This is a genomic window from Dyadobacter sp. LHD-138 (genome assembly GCF_030929615.1).
GTDB lineage: Bacteria > Bacteroidota > Bacteroidia > Cytophagales > Spirosomataceae > Dyadobacter.
Genome location: NZ_JAVFVU010000011.1, coordinates 220,804 through 236,058 on the forward strand (window position 1 = coordinate 220,804; position 15,255 = coordinate 236,058).

The window sequence follows — 15,255 nt, forward strand, 5'->3', positions numbered from 1 at the left end:
CGTAAGCAGAGCGGCAGTAATGCTGCTCTGCTTAGAAATGCAATACAAATTGAGTTTCGACTAACAGACAAACGACTCTTTAATTATGTCTTTCAAAAAGAACAAAAAACTAAATAGTGATTTTTCCAGAATGACAATCAGTCTGGCCTCACCTGAATCGATACTGGAAAGTTCATTCGGTGAAGTAACCCAGCCTGAAACTATCAACTACCGGACTTATAAGCCGGAAATGGGTGGTTTGTTCTGTGAGCGTATTTTCGGTCCTGTGAAGGATTGGGAATGTCATTGTGGAAAATACAAACGTATCCGTTACAAAGGTATCATCTGCGACCGTTGCGGTGTGGAAGTGACTGAGAAAAAGGTACGTCGTGAGCGTATGGGACACATTGAGCTTGTGGTTCCTGTTGCACACATCTGGTACTTCCGTAGCTTACCGAACAAAATCGGTTATTTGCTGGGATTGTCTACCAAAAAACTGGATCAAATTATTTACTACGAGCGGTATGCCGTAGTACAAGCTGGTGTTAAAGAAGAGGACGGCGTTAGCTACCTTGACTTCCTTACCGAAGACGAATATCTTGACATCATCGACAAACTTCCTCGTGAAAACCAACAGCTTCCGGACACGGATCCAAACAAGTTTATCGCGAAGATGGGTGCTGATGCGCTTGAAATGCTTTTGAGCCGTATCAAACTGGATGAGCTTTCATACGAACTTCGTCACCAGGCTGCAACGGATACTTCTCAGCAACGTAAGGCGGAAGCGCTTAAACGTCTGAAAGTTGTTGAAGCTTTCCGTGATGCAAATACGCGTGTTGAAAACCGCCCGCAATGGATGGTGATCAAAATGGTTCCGGTTATTCCACCAGAACTTCGTCCGCTTGTACCTCTGGATGGTGGTCGTTTTGCGACTTCTGACTTAAATGACTTGTATCGCCGCGTTATCATTCGTAACAACCGTTTGAAACGTCTGATCGAGATCAAAGCACCTGAGGTAATCTTGCGTAACGAAAAACGTATGTTGCAGGAAGCGGTTGATTCGCTTTTTGATAACAGCCGTAAAGTGAACGCAGTACGTTCTGAAGGGAACCGTGCTTTGAAATCACTTTCTGATATGCTTAAAGGTAAGCAAGGACGTTTCCGTCAAAACTTGCTTGGTAAGCGTGTCGATTATTCTGGTCGTTCTGTAATTGTCGTAGGACCAGAATTGAAACTGCACGAGTGCGGTTTGCCGAAAGATATGGCTGCTGAATTATTCAAGCCGTTTATCATTCGCAAGCTTATCGAGCGCGGAATCGTTAAAACTGTAAAATCAGCTAAGAAAATCGTAGATCGTAAAGATCCTGTGATTTGGGATATTTTGGAAAACGTTTTGAAAGGGCATCCTGTTCTTCTAAACCGTGCTCCAACACTTCACCGTTTGGGTATCCAGGCTTTCCAGCCTAAGCTGATCGAAGGAAAAGCAATCCAGTTGCACCCACTTGTGTGTACTGCATTCAACGCTGACTTTGACGGTGACCAGATGGCTGTTCACGTGCCATTGGGTCAGGAAGCCGTTTTGGAAGCTTCGATGTTGATGCTTTCTTCACATAACATCCTTAACCCTGCGAATGGTGCACCGATTACGGTACCATCACAAGACATGGTTTTGGGTCTGTATTATGTAACAAAGGGCCGTGTAAGCACGCCTCAGTATCCGATCCTGGGAGAAGGAATGACTTTCTACGGACCGGATGAAGTAATCATTGCGATCAATGAAGGCAAACTTTCCAAGCATGCCAACATCAAATGCCGTCTGCGTGTACGTAACGATGATGGAACATTTGAAATTAAATTAGTCGAAACAGTTGCCGGCCGTATCCTGTTCAACCAGGCGGTTCCAGCTGAGGTAGGTTATATTAATGAGCTGCTTACGAAGAAAAAGTTGCAGCAAATCATTGGTTTGGTATTCAAACTTGCAGGGGTTGCGCGTTGCGCCCAGTTCCTGGATGAAATCAAAGAACTCGGTTTCCAAATGGCCTTCAAAGGCGGTTTGTCAATGGGGCTTAATGATGTAATGGTACCGGATGAAAAAGTTAAACTGATCGAGCAGGCGAAAGTAGACGTGGAAAACGTCTGGAGTAACTACTTGATGGGTCTTATCACTGAAAACGAACGTTACAACCAGGTTATCGATATCTGGACACGTGTAAACTCACGTATCACAGAAACATTGATGAAGCAATTGGAAACGGATCAGGGTGGATTTAACTCCATCTATATGATGATGCACTCCGGTGCACGTGGTTCCCGTGAACAGATTCGTCAGCTGGGTGGAATGAGGGGTCTTATGGCCAAACCTCAGAAAAACATGGCTGGTGGAGCAGGTGAAATCATCGAAAATCCAATTCTTTCTAACTTTAAAGAAGGTCTTGACGTTCTTGAGTACTTTATCTCGACACACGGTGCGCGTAAAGGTCTTGCGGATACAGCCTTGAAAACAGCGGATGCAGGTTACCTGACCCGTCGTTTGCATGATGTTGCGCAGGATGTTGTGGTTATTGAAACAGATTGTGGTTCTCTTCGTGGTATTGCCATATCAGCTTTGAAAGACAACGAAGATATCGTTGAACCGCTTTCTGAGCGTATTTTGGGCCGTGTAAGTGTTCACGATGTTTTTGATCCGTTGTCAGGAGAAATGATCCTTGCATCAGGTCAGGAAATCACAGAAGAAATCGCTTCCTATATTGATGAAACAAGCATCGAAAGCGTAGAAATCCGTTCGGTACTTACTTGCGAAACACGTGGTGGTGTTTGTGTGAAATGTTACGGCCGTTCTCTTGCTTCGGCATACATGGTTAACATTGGTGAAGCTGTGGGTGTAATTGCTTCGCAGTCCATTGGTGAGCCGGGTACACAGCTTACACTTCGTACATTCCACGTGGGTGGTACGGCATCCAACATTTCTGTTGATGCCAACATCAAAGCGAAGTTTGACGGAACAATTCAGTTTGAAGAGTTACGTTTGGTTGATTCTGTTAATTCAGAGGGAGATCCAATTACAGTAGTAATGGGCCGTTCAGGTGAGGTGAAAATCGTTAACCTTGAAACAGGTCAGTTATTAATTTCCAACAACGTTCCTTACGGTGCTCAGCTTCTTGTAAAAGATGGTGAGAAAGTAACGAAAGGACAGGAACTTTGTACTTGGGATCCATATCACGCAGTAATCCTTTCTGAATTCACGGGTGTTGTTTCTTTCGACGCTATTGAAGAAGGTATTACCTACCGTGAAGAATTTGATGAGCAAACAGGTTTCCAGGAATCAGTAATCATTGAAACACGTGATAAAACCAAAAACCCGGCAATCGTGGTGAAAGGTAAGAGCACGTTGCTGAAAGATCAGACTGAGAAAGGTTATAACTTGCCGGTAGGAGCTCGTTTGGTTGTGAAGGCTGGTGCTAGTATCAAAGCTGGTCAGCCTTTGGCGAAAATCCCACGTGTGGTTGGAAAAACCCGCGATATTACGGGAGGTCTGCCGCGTGTAACGGAATTATTCGAAGCACGTAACCCATCGAACCCTGCAACAGTTTCTGAAATCGACGGTGTTGTATCATACGGAGGTGTTAAACGTGGTAACCGCGAGATTCATATCGAATCAAGAGATGGTACACAACGCCGCTACATGGTTGCCCTTTCGAAACACATTCTTGTTCAGGATGGTGACTTCGTAAAAGCAGGTGATCCGTTATCGGATGGAGCGATCACACCAGCAGATATCTTGTCTATCAAAGGACCAACAGCAGTTCAGGAATATCTTGTGAATGAAATTCAGGAGGTATATCGTCTGCAGGGTGTGAAGATCAATGACAAGCATATCGAGTGTATCGTACGCCAGATGATGCAGAAAGTAGAAATACTTGATGCCGGTGATACCAACTTCCTGGAAATGCAAGCGGTTGACCGCGTTGTGTTCCGCGAAGAAAATGATAAGATTCTTGACATGAAAGTGGTTGAAGATGCTGGTAGCTCTGAAACACTTAAGCCAGGTATGATTATCTCTGTACGTCGTCTGCGTGACGAGAATTCAAGTCTGAAACGTCGTGACTTGAAACTGGTTGTAGCACGTGATGCACAGGCGGCTGTGGCGAAACCTACTTTGATGGGTATCACACAAGCTTCATTGGGTACTGAAAGTTTCGTTTCTGCGGCTTCGTTCCAGGAAACAACCAAAGTATTGTCTGAGGCTGCTGTACGTGGAAAACGTGACGAACTGAAAGGTCTGAAAGAAAACGTGATCGTTGGTCACTTGATCCCGGCCGGTACAGGTATGCGTAAATACATAGACATCATTGTTGGTTCGAAAGAAGAATATGATGCTTTGGCAGAATCCCGTGAAAAACAGTCGCGTAAAAAACGTGAATTAGTTTAGTCGGAATTCCAATAAGATAAAAGAGTCGGTTCTGCGTAAGCGGAACCGACTCTTTGTTTTTAGATGCTGTATAATTTTAGTAATTTTCACTTTCTAAAAGCATGAATAACGACAAGTAATTATCCAGCACCTGCGCAAATATCGAAAACCTTGACGATGGAAGACAACAACAAAGAAAACGAACAGCAGATTAATGTAGAACTTTCGGAAGAAATGGCCGAAGGCGTTTACTCAAACCTTGCGATGATCGCTCATTCCAACAGCGAATTTATACTGGACTTCATCCGTCTGATGCCGGGTGTGCCGCGTGCAAAGGTAAAGGCACGTATCATCATCACACCCGAGCATGCCAAACGTTTGGTTGCAGCCTTGAAAGATAATATCGAAAAGTACGAAGATCAGTACGGACCGATCCAGAGCAACCACGATAGCGATCCTTCCTTCAACTTCCCGATCAGTTTCGGAGGACCCGGCGGCGAAGCTTAATTGTTATATATTTACTGAAATCCTGCTGCGTAAATATTTTGCGGCAGGATTTTTTGTTTTAAAGTAGCTTCTGAAATTAGTCCTGTGAAAATTGTTGCTACTGAAATATTCGAAGAAACTGGGAGTCATTTTAACGATTCTGCGGGTATCGTGTTCAATTAAAAGTTAGTACTAAAAGCGCAACGAGTTTCAGCACCTCCTCATTAAAGTTTGTTAAAAAAGTAACCCCTTGGCAGGATTTTACATAACTTCGCTTTAATATCAATCAGTTAGATAAACCTTTATGTTGAAAATCCTTTACTTTCCTCTATGGTTGCTCCTACTAATGATGGCAGGTTGTGATTCCGACAAAAATACCCAGCAAAGCTCCGCCGACACTACAACAGTTTACCAAGTAGGATACCGGGTTATCTCATTTGTTGACAGTTCGAGAACCTACAAGCCAAACGTGGAGCAAAGCGATCGATTGTACTTTCGACCGATTGATATTGATCTCTGGTATCCTGCTCAACCGGTTGCTTCTGATTCAACGCTACGATTTGGGCACTTCCTGCAATTGCTGCAAGACCGGGCTAATTTCTACAGTGCGCCTCAGAAGTTTGACAGTTTACCAATGACCATAGCTAAGTCATTCTGTGATGGGTTCGGCTGCTCACGGCCAAGCCTTCTTTTACAAAATCCTACCTATACATTTAATCAGGCCAAGTCAGTATCTAAACGATTTCCTCTGATCCTATACTTCGCAAGTTTCGGCTCGATGGGTTATGAAAATTACTTGTTGTTTGAATCGCTGGTTCGCCAAGGCTACATCATTGCCTGCGTTAATTCAATTGGCCGGTATCCTGGCGATATGACGATGAAGAACGCTGACTTGATGGAACAGGTTAGAGACGCCGATCAAATTTTGAACCGGTTAAGTCTGGATAATAGGATAGATACGACCAAAATAGGGGTATTAGGTTATAGTTGGGGAGGTCTGGCTGGGGCACTATGGGCTATGCAGCGGTACGAGATAGACGCTATCGTCTCACTAGATGGCTCCGAATTCCATCATTATGGCTATTCGAAATCAGAGGATCAAGATTTTGAGGAGACGATTAATACACCTTTCTTCAAGAAGGAAACCTTATCTGTGCCTTACTTACGTTTAGAGAGTAATCCTCAACCTAAAACCTCAAAGAAGGATTCTACCTATAATTTTTTGAGCAAGGTCAATGCCATAAAACAAGTTGTAAAAATTGACTCTGCTGGCCACCAAGATTTTTCTTCGTTGGCAACTGTTGTCAGATCGTCGGGCAAATGCTCTGTTCCCGAAGTATATCGTAGCATCTCTGCACTTACTATTTCACATTTTAACAGTTACCTAAAAGGCAGCACAAACGCGATAGAACGGTGATTAGATACGACTCCGGGTTAAATTAAAGAAGAAGAAAATCGTCACTGAAAGTTTTTGTTCCGTAAGCCGCAGCGTATCGAATTCCTAGGCATTATTCCGACATTTGTGATCCAACTGATTATAACTATTGGAAATAAATTAATTGGTCCAACATGACAAAGTGGAGTAGAAGTCGTCATGGATCATGCTGTACTATTCTGGCAATATGTCTACCACATATGCTTAGAATCAGACAAACGAAATGTGATCAGATATTTCGCGACACAAAAGCCGTGGTGTTTTTTGCACTAACTTTTAATTTAACCCATATTGCAGCCAAATTGTAAAACACCTTTTATGAATACGCGTAGCACACATTTTCTTCTTGTTATATGCATAGGCCTGGCCGTGTTTTCTTGTAAGCAGGAGAAAAAGGCAGAATCAAATCCCGAAGCTGTACAAAAAATTCCGGTGGCTGTTCTTACAAAAAGCAGATTTCAAATCGGAGATTCCATTGCCGTAGGATTTTCGCAGGCCGTCCACAAATTTGAAGTGCAATGGAATGGCGCAGTAATACCGGATGCCAAACAGGTTTCGGATTCAGTTTTTGTGAAGGCAGACTCTGAAAAGCCAGGTTGGAAAAAACTGATTGTAAGCGGTACGACCAAAACGAAGGAAGCCTTCGCGGATACGCTATCCGTGGAGTTGGTATCAGATGTTAAGCCGAAAGAAATGACCTATTCGGTTTTGTCTTCTTATCCGCATCAAAAAACGAGTTTTACCGAGGGACTGGAATTTTATAAAGGGGAATTATATGAAAGCACCGGAGAAAATGGAAAATCGCTTTTATTGAAAATCGATTTAAAAACCGGTGCGACGGTTAAGTCAGTACCACTGAGCGATCAATATTTTGGCGAGGGGATGACTATTTTCAATGATAAAATTTATCAGCTAACCTGGACAACCGGTGTGGGCTTCCGTTATAACATGGATTTTACGCTGGATAAAACCTTCACCTATTATACACAGGGTTGGGGGATGACCCATAATGATACGACCATTATCATGGGCGACGGGTCAAATAAACTGTATTTCTATAACGCAGATTTTCAAAAGACAGGCGAAATTGAGGTTTATGATGACAAAGGGCCTCTTATAAAAATCAACGAACTCGAATATGTAAACGGTTATGTTTTTGCCAATGTCTGGGAAACGGACCGGATCGTTCAGATTGATCTGAAAACAGGAAAAGTTGTTGGTAATATGGATATGAAGAAAATCATTCCGGTTGAGGTGGATCAAACCGGATCCAGTGTACTGAATGGTATTGCCTACCAGCCGATGGAAGATGCCTTTTATATTACCGGCAAAAATTGGCCTACTTTGTTTAAAGTGAAAATCTCCGGCGCAGTCAAAAGTGACCGAAAAGCCCTGGCTAAAAATTAAAGTATAAGGGAAGGAGGTAGTTCATGATAACCCTCCTTCAATTTTTGGGTCCGGAACAAATTCATAAATTCATGTGCTCTCCGCGTCGGTTCCGGTAAACGATATCGCCCTGCACAGCGACGGGCAATATCCAGACTGTCCTGCAAACTCATTTTATTTCCGGGAGAAATAAAGACGGGATTTGTCCGGAACTTCGAGCGAAACACATAGCCAATGAGTTCTTCCTTCGCTGTGATCGACGAAAAATCGCCTTTGTGAATGCCAGGTTCCTGCCATTTGCCGTACAATATATTTTTTGCACAACCCATCGTTGCGATACCGGTCAATGCGCCGAAGTGGGCAGCAATACCCATCCTTCTCGGATGCGCGATGCCGTGGCCGTCAATCATCATCACATCCGGGCGGACTGGCATCTGTGCCAATGCCTGGACCAAAGCGGGTACTTCCCTAAAAGCCAGGAAACCGGGTATGTAAGGAAACGTCGTTTTGCTTTCTACGAGTGAATAGGCGACCGGTTGCAAATCCGTATAACGAAGTACGACAATGCCTGCAAAAATAGTTTTGCTGAATCTGTTCAGTGAAATATCCGCACCCGCAATCGTCAGGATAGGTTTTGTTAAGGCTGTTATCTGAATCCTGTCACGCAACGCGGACTGAATGGCTTTGGCTTCAGCCAGATTCAGATTGTCGTACTGCAAATCATCTTCTTCCATAAGGTTGTCAAATGAAATATGATGAAGCGGTTCTCAGGAATGTAAAACTTCCGGCATGTCCTTTTGGAAATCTTCACCGTAAATCCGGTTATATTCTCTGGCAAAGTTCTCGTATGTAGTTTTTGCCAGAGAATGTTTACCCAAATGTGCCAGCGCTTTGCACTTGATAATCATCGCTTCCTCGTTTACCGGATCAAAGTAAAAAACGTAGTTCGCCAGCTTGACCAAAAATTCTGGGTCATCAGCAATTTTTATGGTAGCGGCAAAGCGGAGGTAGGTGTCTACAATTTCATTGGAAATTTCAGATTTGAAAGTATCCAGCCACTCATATTCCACATTGGAAAGAAAATTTCCGCGTTTGGTAATATCGGCCAGTTCCATAATACTTTGCTTGTTGAGCGCCTTTTTATTTCGGATCAGCGTCAGATAATGGGTATAGTCGACATGTATTTTTTCATAATCGATCTTTATTTTCCAGTAGCCGGTTTCCTTTGAAACCTGGCAATACTTCATTTTATCCAATATCCCTTTCAGCTTCGCGATATTCACCGAGCGGTTGTTACGCGCACTTTCCGACGGCTTGTCAAACCAGAGCAGTTCCTTCAATTTCTCAGAGCTGATTCCCTCCCAGCGAATGGAATAAAGCAGGATCACGAGAAAAAGCTCCTTAACCAACGGACTGAACTGTTTTGTGATCTCGTTCCCTTCTTCGTCAAACAATTGAAGATTCCCAAACAAAAAGATGCTGCTGTGAAGCGACTCGTTGGTGATTCCCGAATTGTCATCCACAAGAGCAACGACGTCCGCGTCAGAAGTACCAACAGATGCAGCAGGCACGGAATTGGGCAAAATGGCAGATTCTACTGTTTTTTTCTTTTTGTAATAATTCAAATAAACATAAGCCAGTGCGCCTAGTAACAGCAAACCGCCAATCAGCCAAAATGTTTTTTCATGCGCTGCTTTTGCCTCGGCAACAGGGGCAACGGATTCCAACGGTGGTGCATTCAGGTAATAAACGGAAACTTTTGTCAGGTTATTTTCTCCCAGATACAACGTCACGGCGACAAATCGGTTACTGGAATAATCGAAAAACAGATCGGCGTACGACTGGATATCGACAAACTGGTAAGGGATTTTGGACCCAACCATTTTGAAATCCGGCCCGGTAAGCGAGCCTTTGATCAGCTGCAACTCCGAATTGAACTTATCCTTCGGGAAGATCAGGGTGTAAAAGGAGTTATCTTTTTCATGAATGATCATCGAATTGCTGAAAACGAAATCTTCTTTCGGCAATTTGAGCTCGTAAAGTTTTCTGAACATCCTGGTTTTGGCGTTGAAAAAAAGCAGGTCATACCAGTTGCGGGGATTCAGCATTTGCTGCCCCGTTGAGCTGCCATATCCTCCCAGTATATACGCGCCATCCTTTGCCGCCCCCAGCGCCGCCAGATACCTTGGTGTGAAGAGCGAATCTTTTAAATGAAGGTCCGTCCAGGTTTTGGAAGGCACATGATAGCGCTGGATATTCTTTTTGTATGACAAATGTCCATAACCTCCCAGCAAATAAACGGCAGAGTCAGAAGGCGAATAAAACTTGTTTGCATGGATAAAATGCGTTTTATCCACTGGTTTTATGCCGCTTTTATCCCAGCGGTTCGTTTTAAAATCAAATGTGGAAACCTGTTTTTCGTCAATGTAGATGTGGTAAAGCTTATCGTTTAACTTGTCGAAAAGCAGCTGGTTATCAACATACACAGGTTGTGTTCCGGCTTCCTGTTTAACGGAAACAGACTTATTGGCCGCCACCTGATAGCTGATCAGGGAATCTTTGCCGACAATGTGCAAAACACCTTTATTTTCGTCGAATCCAACCCGTATGTAATCTTTTAAAGTGATGGTTTTGGCCAGTTGCCATTCGTAATGCAGCTTTTTTATCCAGACCGGATTTGCGGCAAGCGCATCTTTTTCCTGAATTTCTTCCGTAGCCTTTATCCCGTCTGTTTCGTCAAGCGGCCATCGGAATTTTATTTTGGCATCCTCTGAGATGGCAATGTTCCGGATTTTCATCGGCGGTACGTCCGTCGACTTGAAATCTTTATATTGATTGGCACCAAAAAGAACTTTGAAACAACCATCCCCGGATAGTTTAACAGGCTGGGAAAAGCTTTTGTCGCCGTAAATGACCTGAATATTATTCGTTTGCTTATTGAATTTTAACGTAACCTTATTCCACTTTTTGTACAGATCGCGGTTTGGGAAATCGAAAGAAACGCGGGAGAATGTATCCCCGATCACCAGTTTGAAATGTTGGTTATCGGTGCTGTTATCGTAGATCAGATCGATGTTCTGTTTGTCATTTTCGATAAGCCGGACAATGTATCCGAAATACGTTTTTTTATCTGACAAAAAAGAAAGCTCGAAGGATAAAACGAAATCATTATTGAAACAAAAAGTGTTATCGGGACTTAAATCTAGGCCTGTTCTTTTGTCCTGAACCACTTCGTAACTGTCAAAACCAAGACCATAAGATTGCGCCGGACAAAAATGAATGAAGCCGGGAATCATTAGAAAAACAAAAAAAAGAAACAGGATTTTAAATTTCATAGGAATAAGATGGAGAGAAATGGAATAAAATTTCCCTCAGGCAGTCATCATGGGTTTTGTTAATCAATTATTAATCCTTTTTTAATTGGTCGGTGTTTATTTGGCGCTTCGGTTCCGGTGCTTCAAATATGGCATTGTTGATTTAAAGTTAAACAATTGTCTGTGGTTTTAATAGCTATCGGGGCGGATTAAAAAGTTTAACAACAAATGTGCTATCGATACCAGGCAAACAAGGATCGTTACCATTATAAGCACCATTACAGAAAATAAAATTTTAGTAAAGTATGATCCAATCTTTTAAAACCTTTAAAATTTACAGTTTAATAGTCCTGAGTTGTTGTATGAACTTCAATGCGGAGGCGCAGAAAAATGAGGTTTCCGGCAATCTTAAATATGTTGATTTACGTGTGGGAAATGTTGGCCAGCTTTTGGAACCAACCCGCCCCACGATTCAGCTGCCCAATCAGATGGTGCGGATGTTTCCCGAGCGCAAAGATTATCTGGACGATCAGATCACGAGTTTTCCGTTGATCGTCGTTTCGCATCGCCTGGGACAGGCATTTTCAATCAAACCATTTGTTAAACCGATCTCGTCGGTCAATTATAAGGAAAAACTGACTTATGACCATGAGCTGGAAATTACCCAACCCTGGTATTATTCCACTTATCTGATCGACGACGAAGTACAGGTGGAGTTTACGCCGGGTAAAAAAACGGGTATTTACCGCTTCGATTTTACGGGAAAAGCCTCGAAAAGTCTTTTGTTCAATTTGTATAACGGGGGAGAGGGATCGTGGAAGTTTATTTCCGATCACGAAATTATCGCCACCGAAACCTATCATGACGACATTCCAGTGTATATGTACGGTGTTTTCAGCGAAAAAGGGAAAACAGGATTGTTGGATGGGGATAAGACGTTAGCCGAAAAAAACGCGAAAGGAAAAAATGTAAAAGCCTGGATTAATTTTCCGGATAACAAATCGGGAAAGATCGAGTTTAAATATGCGATTTCATACATAAGCCCTGAGCAAGCCAAAAAGAATTTTGACAATGAATTAAAATCAGCTGGTTTTGCGGAATTGAAGAAAAACGGAGAAAAAGTTTGGGGGGACGTAATTAACCAGATTCAGGTTGAAGGCGGTACAGAAGCCCAGAAGCGCAGTTTTTATTCTTCATTGTACCGAACCTACGAACGTATGGTGGATATCTCGGAAGACAACCAGTATTACAGCGGTTTTGATAAAAAAATCCACAACAGTACACGCCCGTTTTACACGGATGACTGGACCTGGGATACCTACCTGGCGCATCATCCGTTGCGGATTATCCTGAATCCTGCGCAGGAAGAAGATATGTTAAATTCGTTTGTGAACATGTACGAACAAAGCGGCTGGATGCCCACTTTTCCGGTACTTTTCGGTGATCATGCCTGTATGAATGGTTTCCATTCCTCTGTCACGTTCCTGGATGGTTATAGAAAAGGGCTGAGGAATTTTGACGTTTCCAAAGCATATGCAGGCATGTATAAAAACGCAACGGAAGCGACGATGCTGCCATGGAGAAACGGAGCTAAATGCGAACTGGATGATATTTATCGTACCAAAGGCTATTTTCCCGCGTTACGTCTCAACGAAAAGGAAACCGTTAAACTGGTTGATCCTTTTGAAAAGCGCCAGGCCGTGGCGGTTACTTTGGGCGGAAGTTATGATGACTGGGCCGTTGGAGAACTGGCGAAAGATCTGGGCAAACAAAACGACTACAAAATATTTAGCGCCCGTGGATTGAACTACAAAAACCTTTGGAATAAAGACAAAAAAATGTTCATTCCGAAAGATGACAAAGGGGAATGGATTTCGATTGATCCGAAATTCGATGGAGGCATGGGCGGTCGCGATTTCTATGACGAAAATAACGGTTATACCTACCAATGGCAGGTTCAGCATGATATCAGCGGGCTGATCGGTCTGATGGGCGGTAAGAAAAGTTTTGAGGACGGATTGGACCGGCTTTACAGAGAAGGTTTGGGTCGCAGCAAATATGAATTCTGGGGCAAATTTCCGGATGCAACCGGTTTGGTGGGCCAGTATTCCATGGGCAATGAGCCGAGTTTTCATATTCCTTACCTGTACAACTATACCGACGCACCCTGGAAAACCCAAAAAAGAATTCGTTTCCTGCTGGATGTGTGGTTTAAGGATAACATTTTTGGTATTCCGGGAGACGAAGACGGGGGAGGTATGACGGCGTTTGTCGTTTTCTCTTCCATGGGTTTTTACCCGATCACCCCTGGAAAACCTGAGTACACCATTGGCAGTCCTGTTTTTGAAAAGGTTACGATCGACCTTCCAAACGGGAAAAAATTCAGGATGATCGCGAATAATTGTTCGGTTGTCAACAAGTATATCCAAAGTGCCAAATTCGATGGGAAAGTATTAAATGTGCCCTCATTTACGCATGATCAGCTCACGACAGGCGGAACGCTTGAACTGGAAATGGGGCCAAAACCGAATAAAACCTGGGGATTGGGCAAATAAATTTTGACCGCCATTAAACCTTTTCCGGTAAACAGACTCTTATTATTAGTCATGAATTTTTAAATAAAAACTATTCCTACCCCTGACTTTTATCTGTAAATCCACTTTTTGGAAAACACGAAAATCCGGTATCACTGACACTGATGCCGGATTTTATTTTGCACCTATGCGTAACGAGGCTTTCCTGTAAATCACTATACCTGAGGATAGTTTTAAATGACGGACGGCGCGCACCAATCAGGAGCAACGCTTGTTAACGAGTAGAGATTTAATCGTGAAATATTTTGGAACAAACGTTCTGAATAGTAAATTTGCAGTATGGCACGTAGAAAAGAGTTTGACCCGGAAGAAAGGATGGAAAAGGCGCGTGATCTTTTTTGGGAAAAAGGGTATAACGCAACTTCCATGGAGGACCTTGTACAGACCATGGGGCTGAATCGGGGGAGTATATACGATACCTATGGCGATAAGCATAGTCTTTATCTGCAGTGCCTGGGAAACTATGCCGCGGAAAAATTAAGGGAACATAAAGAAGCAGCATTGGGGACATCGCCGATAGAAAAGGTGGAAAATATGATCCTCAGTGTGGTGGAAGCGACTGTCAATACCGGCAAATGCTGTATGGCGGTTAACTCTACTTTTGAGCTGGCAACGGTTGATCAGAGTGTTCATTCCATTATCAATAACAATTGGAAGGATATCGTCAACTTTTTTGAGCAGCTGTTAACCGATGCGAAAAAAGTGGGGGAGATTTCGCAGGATAAAGACCCGAGGTTGCTGGCCGAATTTATCGCAGCAAATTTTACAGGGTTGTGGCAAACCTATATTTTGTCACGTGATAAGAAACAAGTCGAGAAACTAGCCCAGTTTTTGATCGATATGATTAAGCATTAGTTTCTTTTTTATTTGCATAAATACGGAATGAAAATTCCTGAATTGATTATTTATCGACTGCTTGTTTAAGCGGGTTGATAAATCGTGGTTCGGGAATTTTTTGGTTTTTGATATTATTATTTCGGAGACGGGTAGCTATTGAAAAAGTGTTACGGTATTAGTGCCGCTATTAATTGTCAAATATTCTTATAGCTGCTATCTTTGGATTATGTCAAAAATGATTACAGAAGATTTCAGAGCGATCATGATCCAGAATGCTTTCGAAGTTCAAAATGAACTTGGGAAAGATCATGCCCCGGTAGTTAAATTACATTCTCAATACGGCAAGGCAATCTGGCTGTTGTCGGAGTTGGATGCCGTTAATAATATTGCTTATGGTCTTTGCGACCTTGGCCAGGGTACGCCGGAGTTAAGTTACGTCTCCATTGAGCATCTCGAAAGTATCAAACATGCCAGGCTTAAAGTGCCCATGGTGGAAATGGATAAGGATTTCGTAGGGCAATATCCTATGAGCGTTTACTTCGAAGCCGCGAAAATGGTGAAAAGGATTACCAGTGATGAGGAAATTCTGAAACGGGCCGTCAAAGCGATTGCAGACCGAGAATTCAATTAAATTATCCTTTTTCAAAGTGTAGGGAGGATGCTGGATGTGTACCTTACAGGATCAAGCTGAAAAGTTGGGGGGAATGAAATAAATTATTTGCTTTGTAGCCCGAACCAATCCCGTTTGTGTTGAACGAATCCTATCAAGCCTTAGTCCGTATCCTTTTGCCAGAAGGCATCCTTGAATATTTCGAG

9 protein-coding genes are annotated in these 15,255 nt (G+C 42.9%); 7 read left to right on the forward strand and 2 right to left on the reverse strand.

The genetic code is table 11. From position 1 onward, the window contains the following. The first annotated feature begins 85 nt into the window (after window positions 1–85). The 4 genes from rpoC to RB622_RS10720 all read left to right on the forward strand — a co-directional run bounded on the left by rpoC (window position 86) and on the right by RB622_RS10720 (window position 7,715). Window positions 86–4,408 carry a DNA-directed RNA polymerase subunit beta' gene (rpoC, locus tag RB622_RS10705; protein WP_308046536.1) on the forward strand — a complete coding sequence of 1,441 codons (4,323 nt, stop codon included), beginning with the start codon at window positions 86–88 and terminating at the stop codon, window positions 4,406–4,408. A gap of 156 nt (window positions 4,409–4,564) precedes the next feature. Continuing rightward, on the forward strand, window positions 4,565–4,894 hold the full coding sequence (locus RB622_RS10710; protein WP_254562894.1) for a DUF3467 domain-containing protein: 330 nt from the start codon (window positions 4,565–4,567) through the stop codon (window positions 4,892–4,894). A 283-nt stretch (window positions 4,895–5,177) separates the two neighbouring features. Then, window positions 5,178–6,290: a hypothetical protein gene (locus RB622_RS10715; RefSeq protein ID WP_308046537.1), complete on the forward strand. Its 1,113-nt coding sequence runs from the start codon at window positions 5,178–5,180 to the stop codon at window positions 6,288–6,290. A 336-nt stretch (window positions 6,291–6,626) separates the two neighbouring features. Continuing rightward, window positions 6,627–7,715 carry a glutaminyl-peptide cyclotransferase gene (locus RB622_RS10720; RefSeq protein WP_308046538.1) on the forward strand — a complete coding sequence of 363 codons (1,089 nt, stop codon included), beginning with the start codon at window positions 6,627–6,629 and terminating at the stop codon, window positions 7,713–7,715. On the opposite strand, the gene nfi is transcribed toward RB622_RS10720, so the two are convergent. Beyond that, window positions 7,712–8,428, reverse strand: a complete 717-nt coding sequence (gene nfi / locus RB622_RS10725) for a deoxyribonuclease V (RefSeq protein ID WP_308046539.1) — start codon at window positions 8,426–8,428, stop codon at window positions 7,712–7,714. The genes RB622_RS10720 and nfi overlap by 4 nt on opposite strands. A 33-nt stretch (window positions 8,429–8,461) precedes the next feature. After that, window positions 8,462–11,029: a galactose oxidase gene (locus RB622_RS10730; protein ID WP_308046540.1), complete on the reverse strand. Its 2,568-nt coding sequence runs from the start codon at window positions 11,027–11,029 to the stop codon at window positions 8,462–8,464. A gap of 284 nt (window positions 11,030–11,313) precedes the next feature. Here RB622_RS10730 and RB622_RS10735 point away from each other — a divergent pair, with 284 nt between their 5' ends. The 3 genes from RB622_RS10735 to RB622_RS10745 all read left to right on the forward strand — a co-directional run bounded on the left by RB622_RS10735 (window position 11,314) and on the right by RB622_RS10745 (window position 15,070). Next, complete coding sequence (locus RB622_RS10735; RefSeq protein ID WP_308046541.1) at window positions 11,314–13,563, forward strand: GH92 family glycosyl hydrolase; 2,250 nt, start codon at window positions 11,314–11,316, stop codon at window positions 13,561–13,563. A gap of 318 nt (window positions 13,564–13,881) precedes the next feature. Next, entirely contained in the window at window positions 13,882–14,457 is a 576-nt protein-coding gene (locus tag RB622_RS10740) for a TetR/AcrR family transcriptional regulator (protein WP_308046542.1), read from the forward strand. 217 nt (window positions 14,458–14,674) lie between these two features. Continuing rightward, entirely contained in the window at window positions 14,675–15,070 is a 396-nt protein-coding gene (locus tag RB622_RS10745; RefSeq protein ID WP_308046543.1) for a DUF2958 domain-containing protein, read from the forward strand. The last annotated feature ends 185 nt before the right edge of the window (window positions 15,071–15,255 follow it).

What these genes read in the sequence shown, in the direction of transcription:
- rpoC (WP_308046536.1), top strand. Translation starts at nt 86, where the DNA reads ATGTCTTTCAAAAAGAACAAAAAACTAAATAGTGATTTTTCCAGAATG.
- RB622_RS10710 (WP_254562894.1), top strand. Translation starts at nt 4,565, where the DNA reads ATGGAAGACAACAACAAAGAAAACGAACAGCAGATTAATGTAGAACTT.
- RB622_RS10715 (WP_308046537.1), top strand. Translation starts at nt 5,178, where the DNA reads ATGTTGAAAATCCTTTACTTTCCTCTATGGTTGCTCCTACTAATGATG.
- RB622_RS10720 (WP_308046538.1), top strand. Translation starts at nt 6,627, where the DNA reads ATGAATACGCGTAGCACACATTTTCTTCTTGTTATATGCATAGGCCTG.
- nfi (WP_308046539.1), bottom strand. Translation starts at nt 8,428, where the DNA reads ATGGAAGAAGATGATTTGCAGTACGACAATCTGAATCTGGCTGAAGCC.
- RB622_RS10730 (WP_308046540.1), bottom strand. Translation starts at nt 11,029, where the DNA reads ATGAAATTTAAAATCCTGTTTCTTTTTTTTGTTTTTCTAATGATTCCC.
- RB622_RS10735 (WP_308046541.1), top strand. Translation starts at nt 11,314, where the DNA reads ATGATCCAATCTTTTAAAACCTTTAAAATTTACAGTTTAATAGTCCTG.
- RB622_RS10740 (WP_308046542.1), top strand. Translation starts at nt 13,882, where the DNA reads ATGGCACGTAGAAAAGAGTTTGACCCGGAAGAAAGGATGGAAAAGGCG.
- RB622_RS10745 (WP_308046543.1), top strand. Translation starts at nt 14,675, where the DNA reads ATGATTACAGAAGATTTCAGAGCGATCATGATCCAGAATGCTTTCGAA.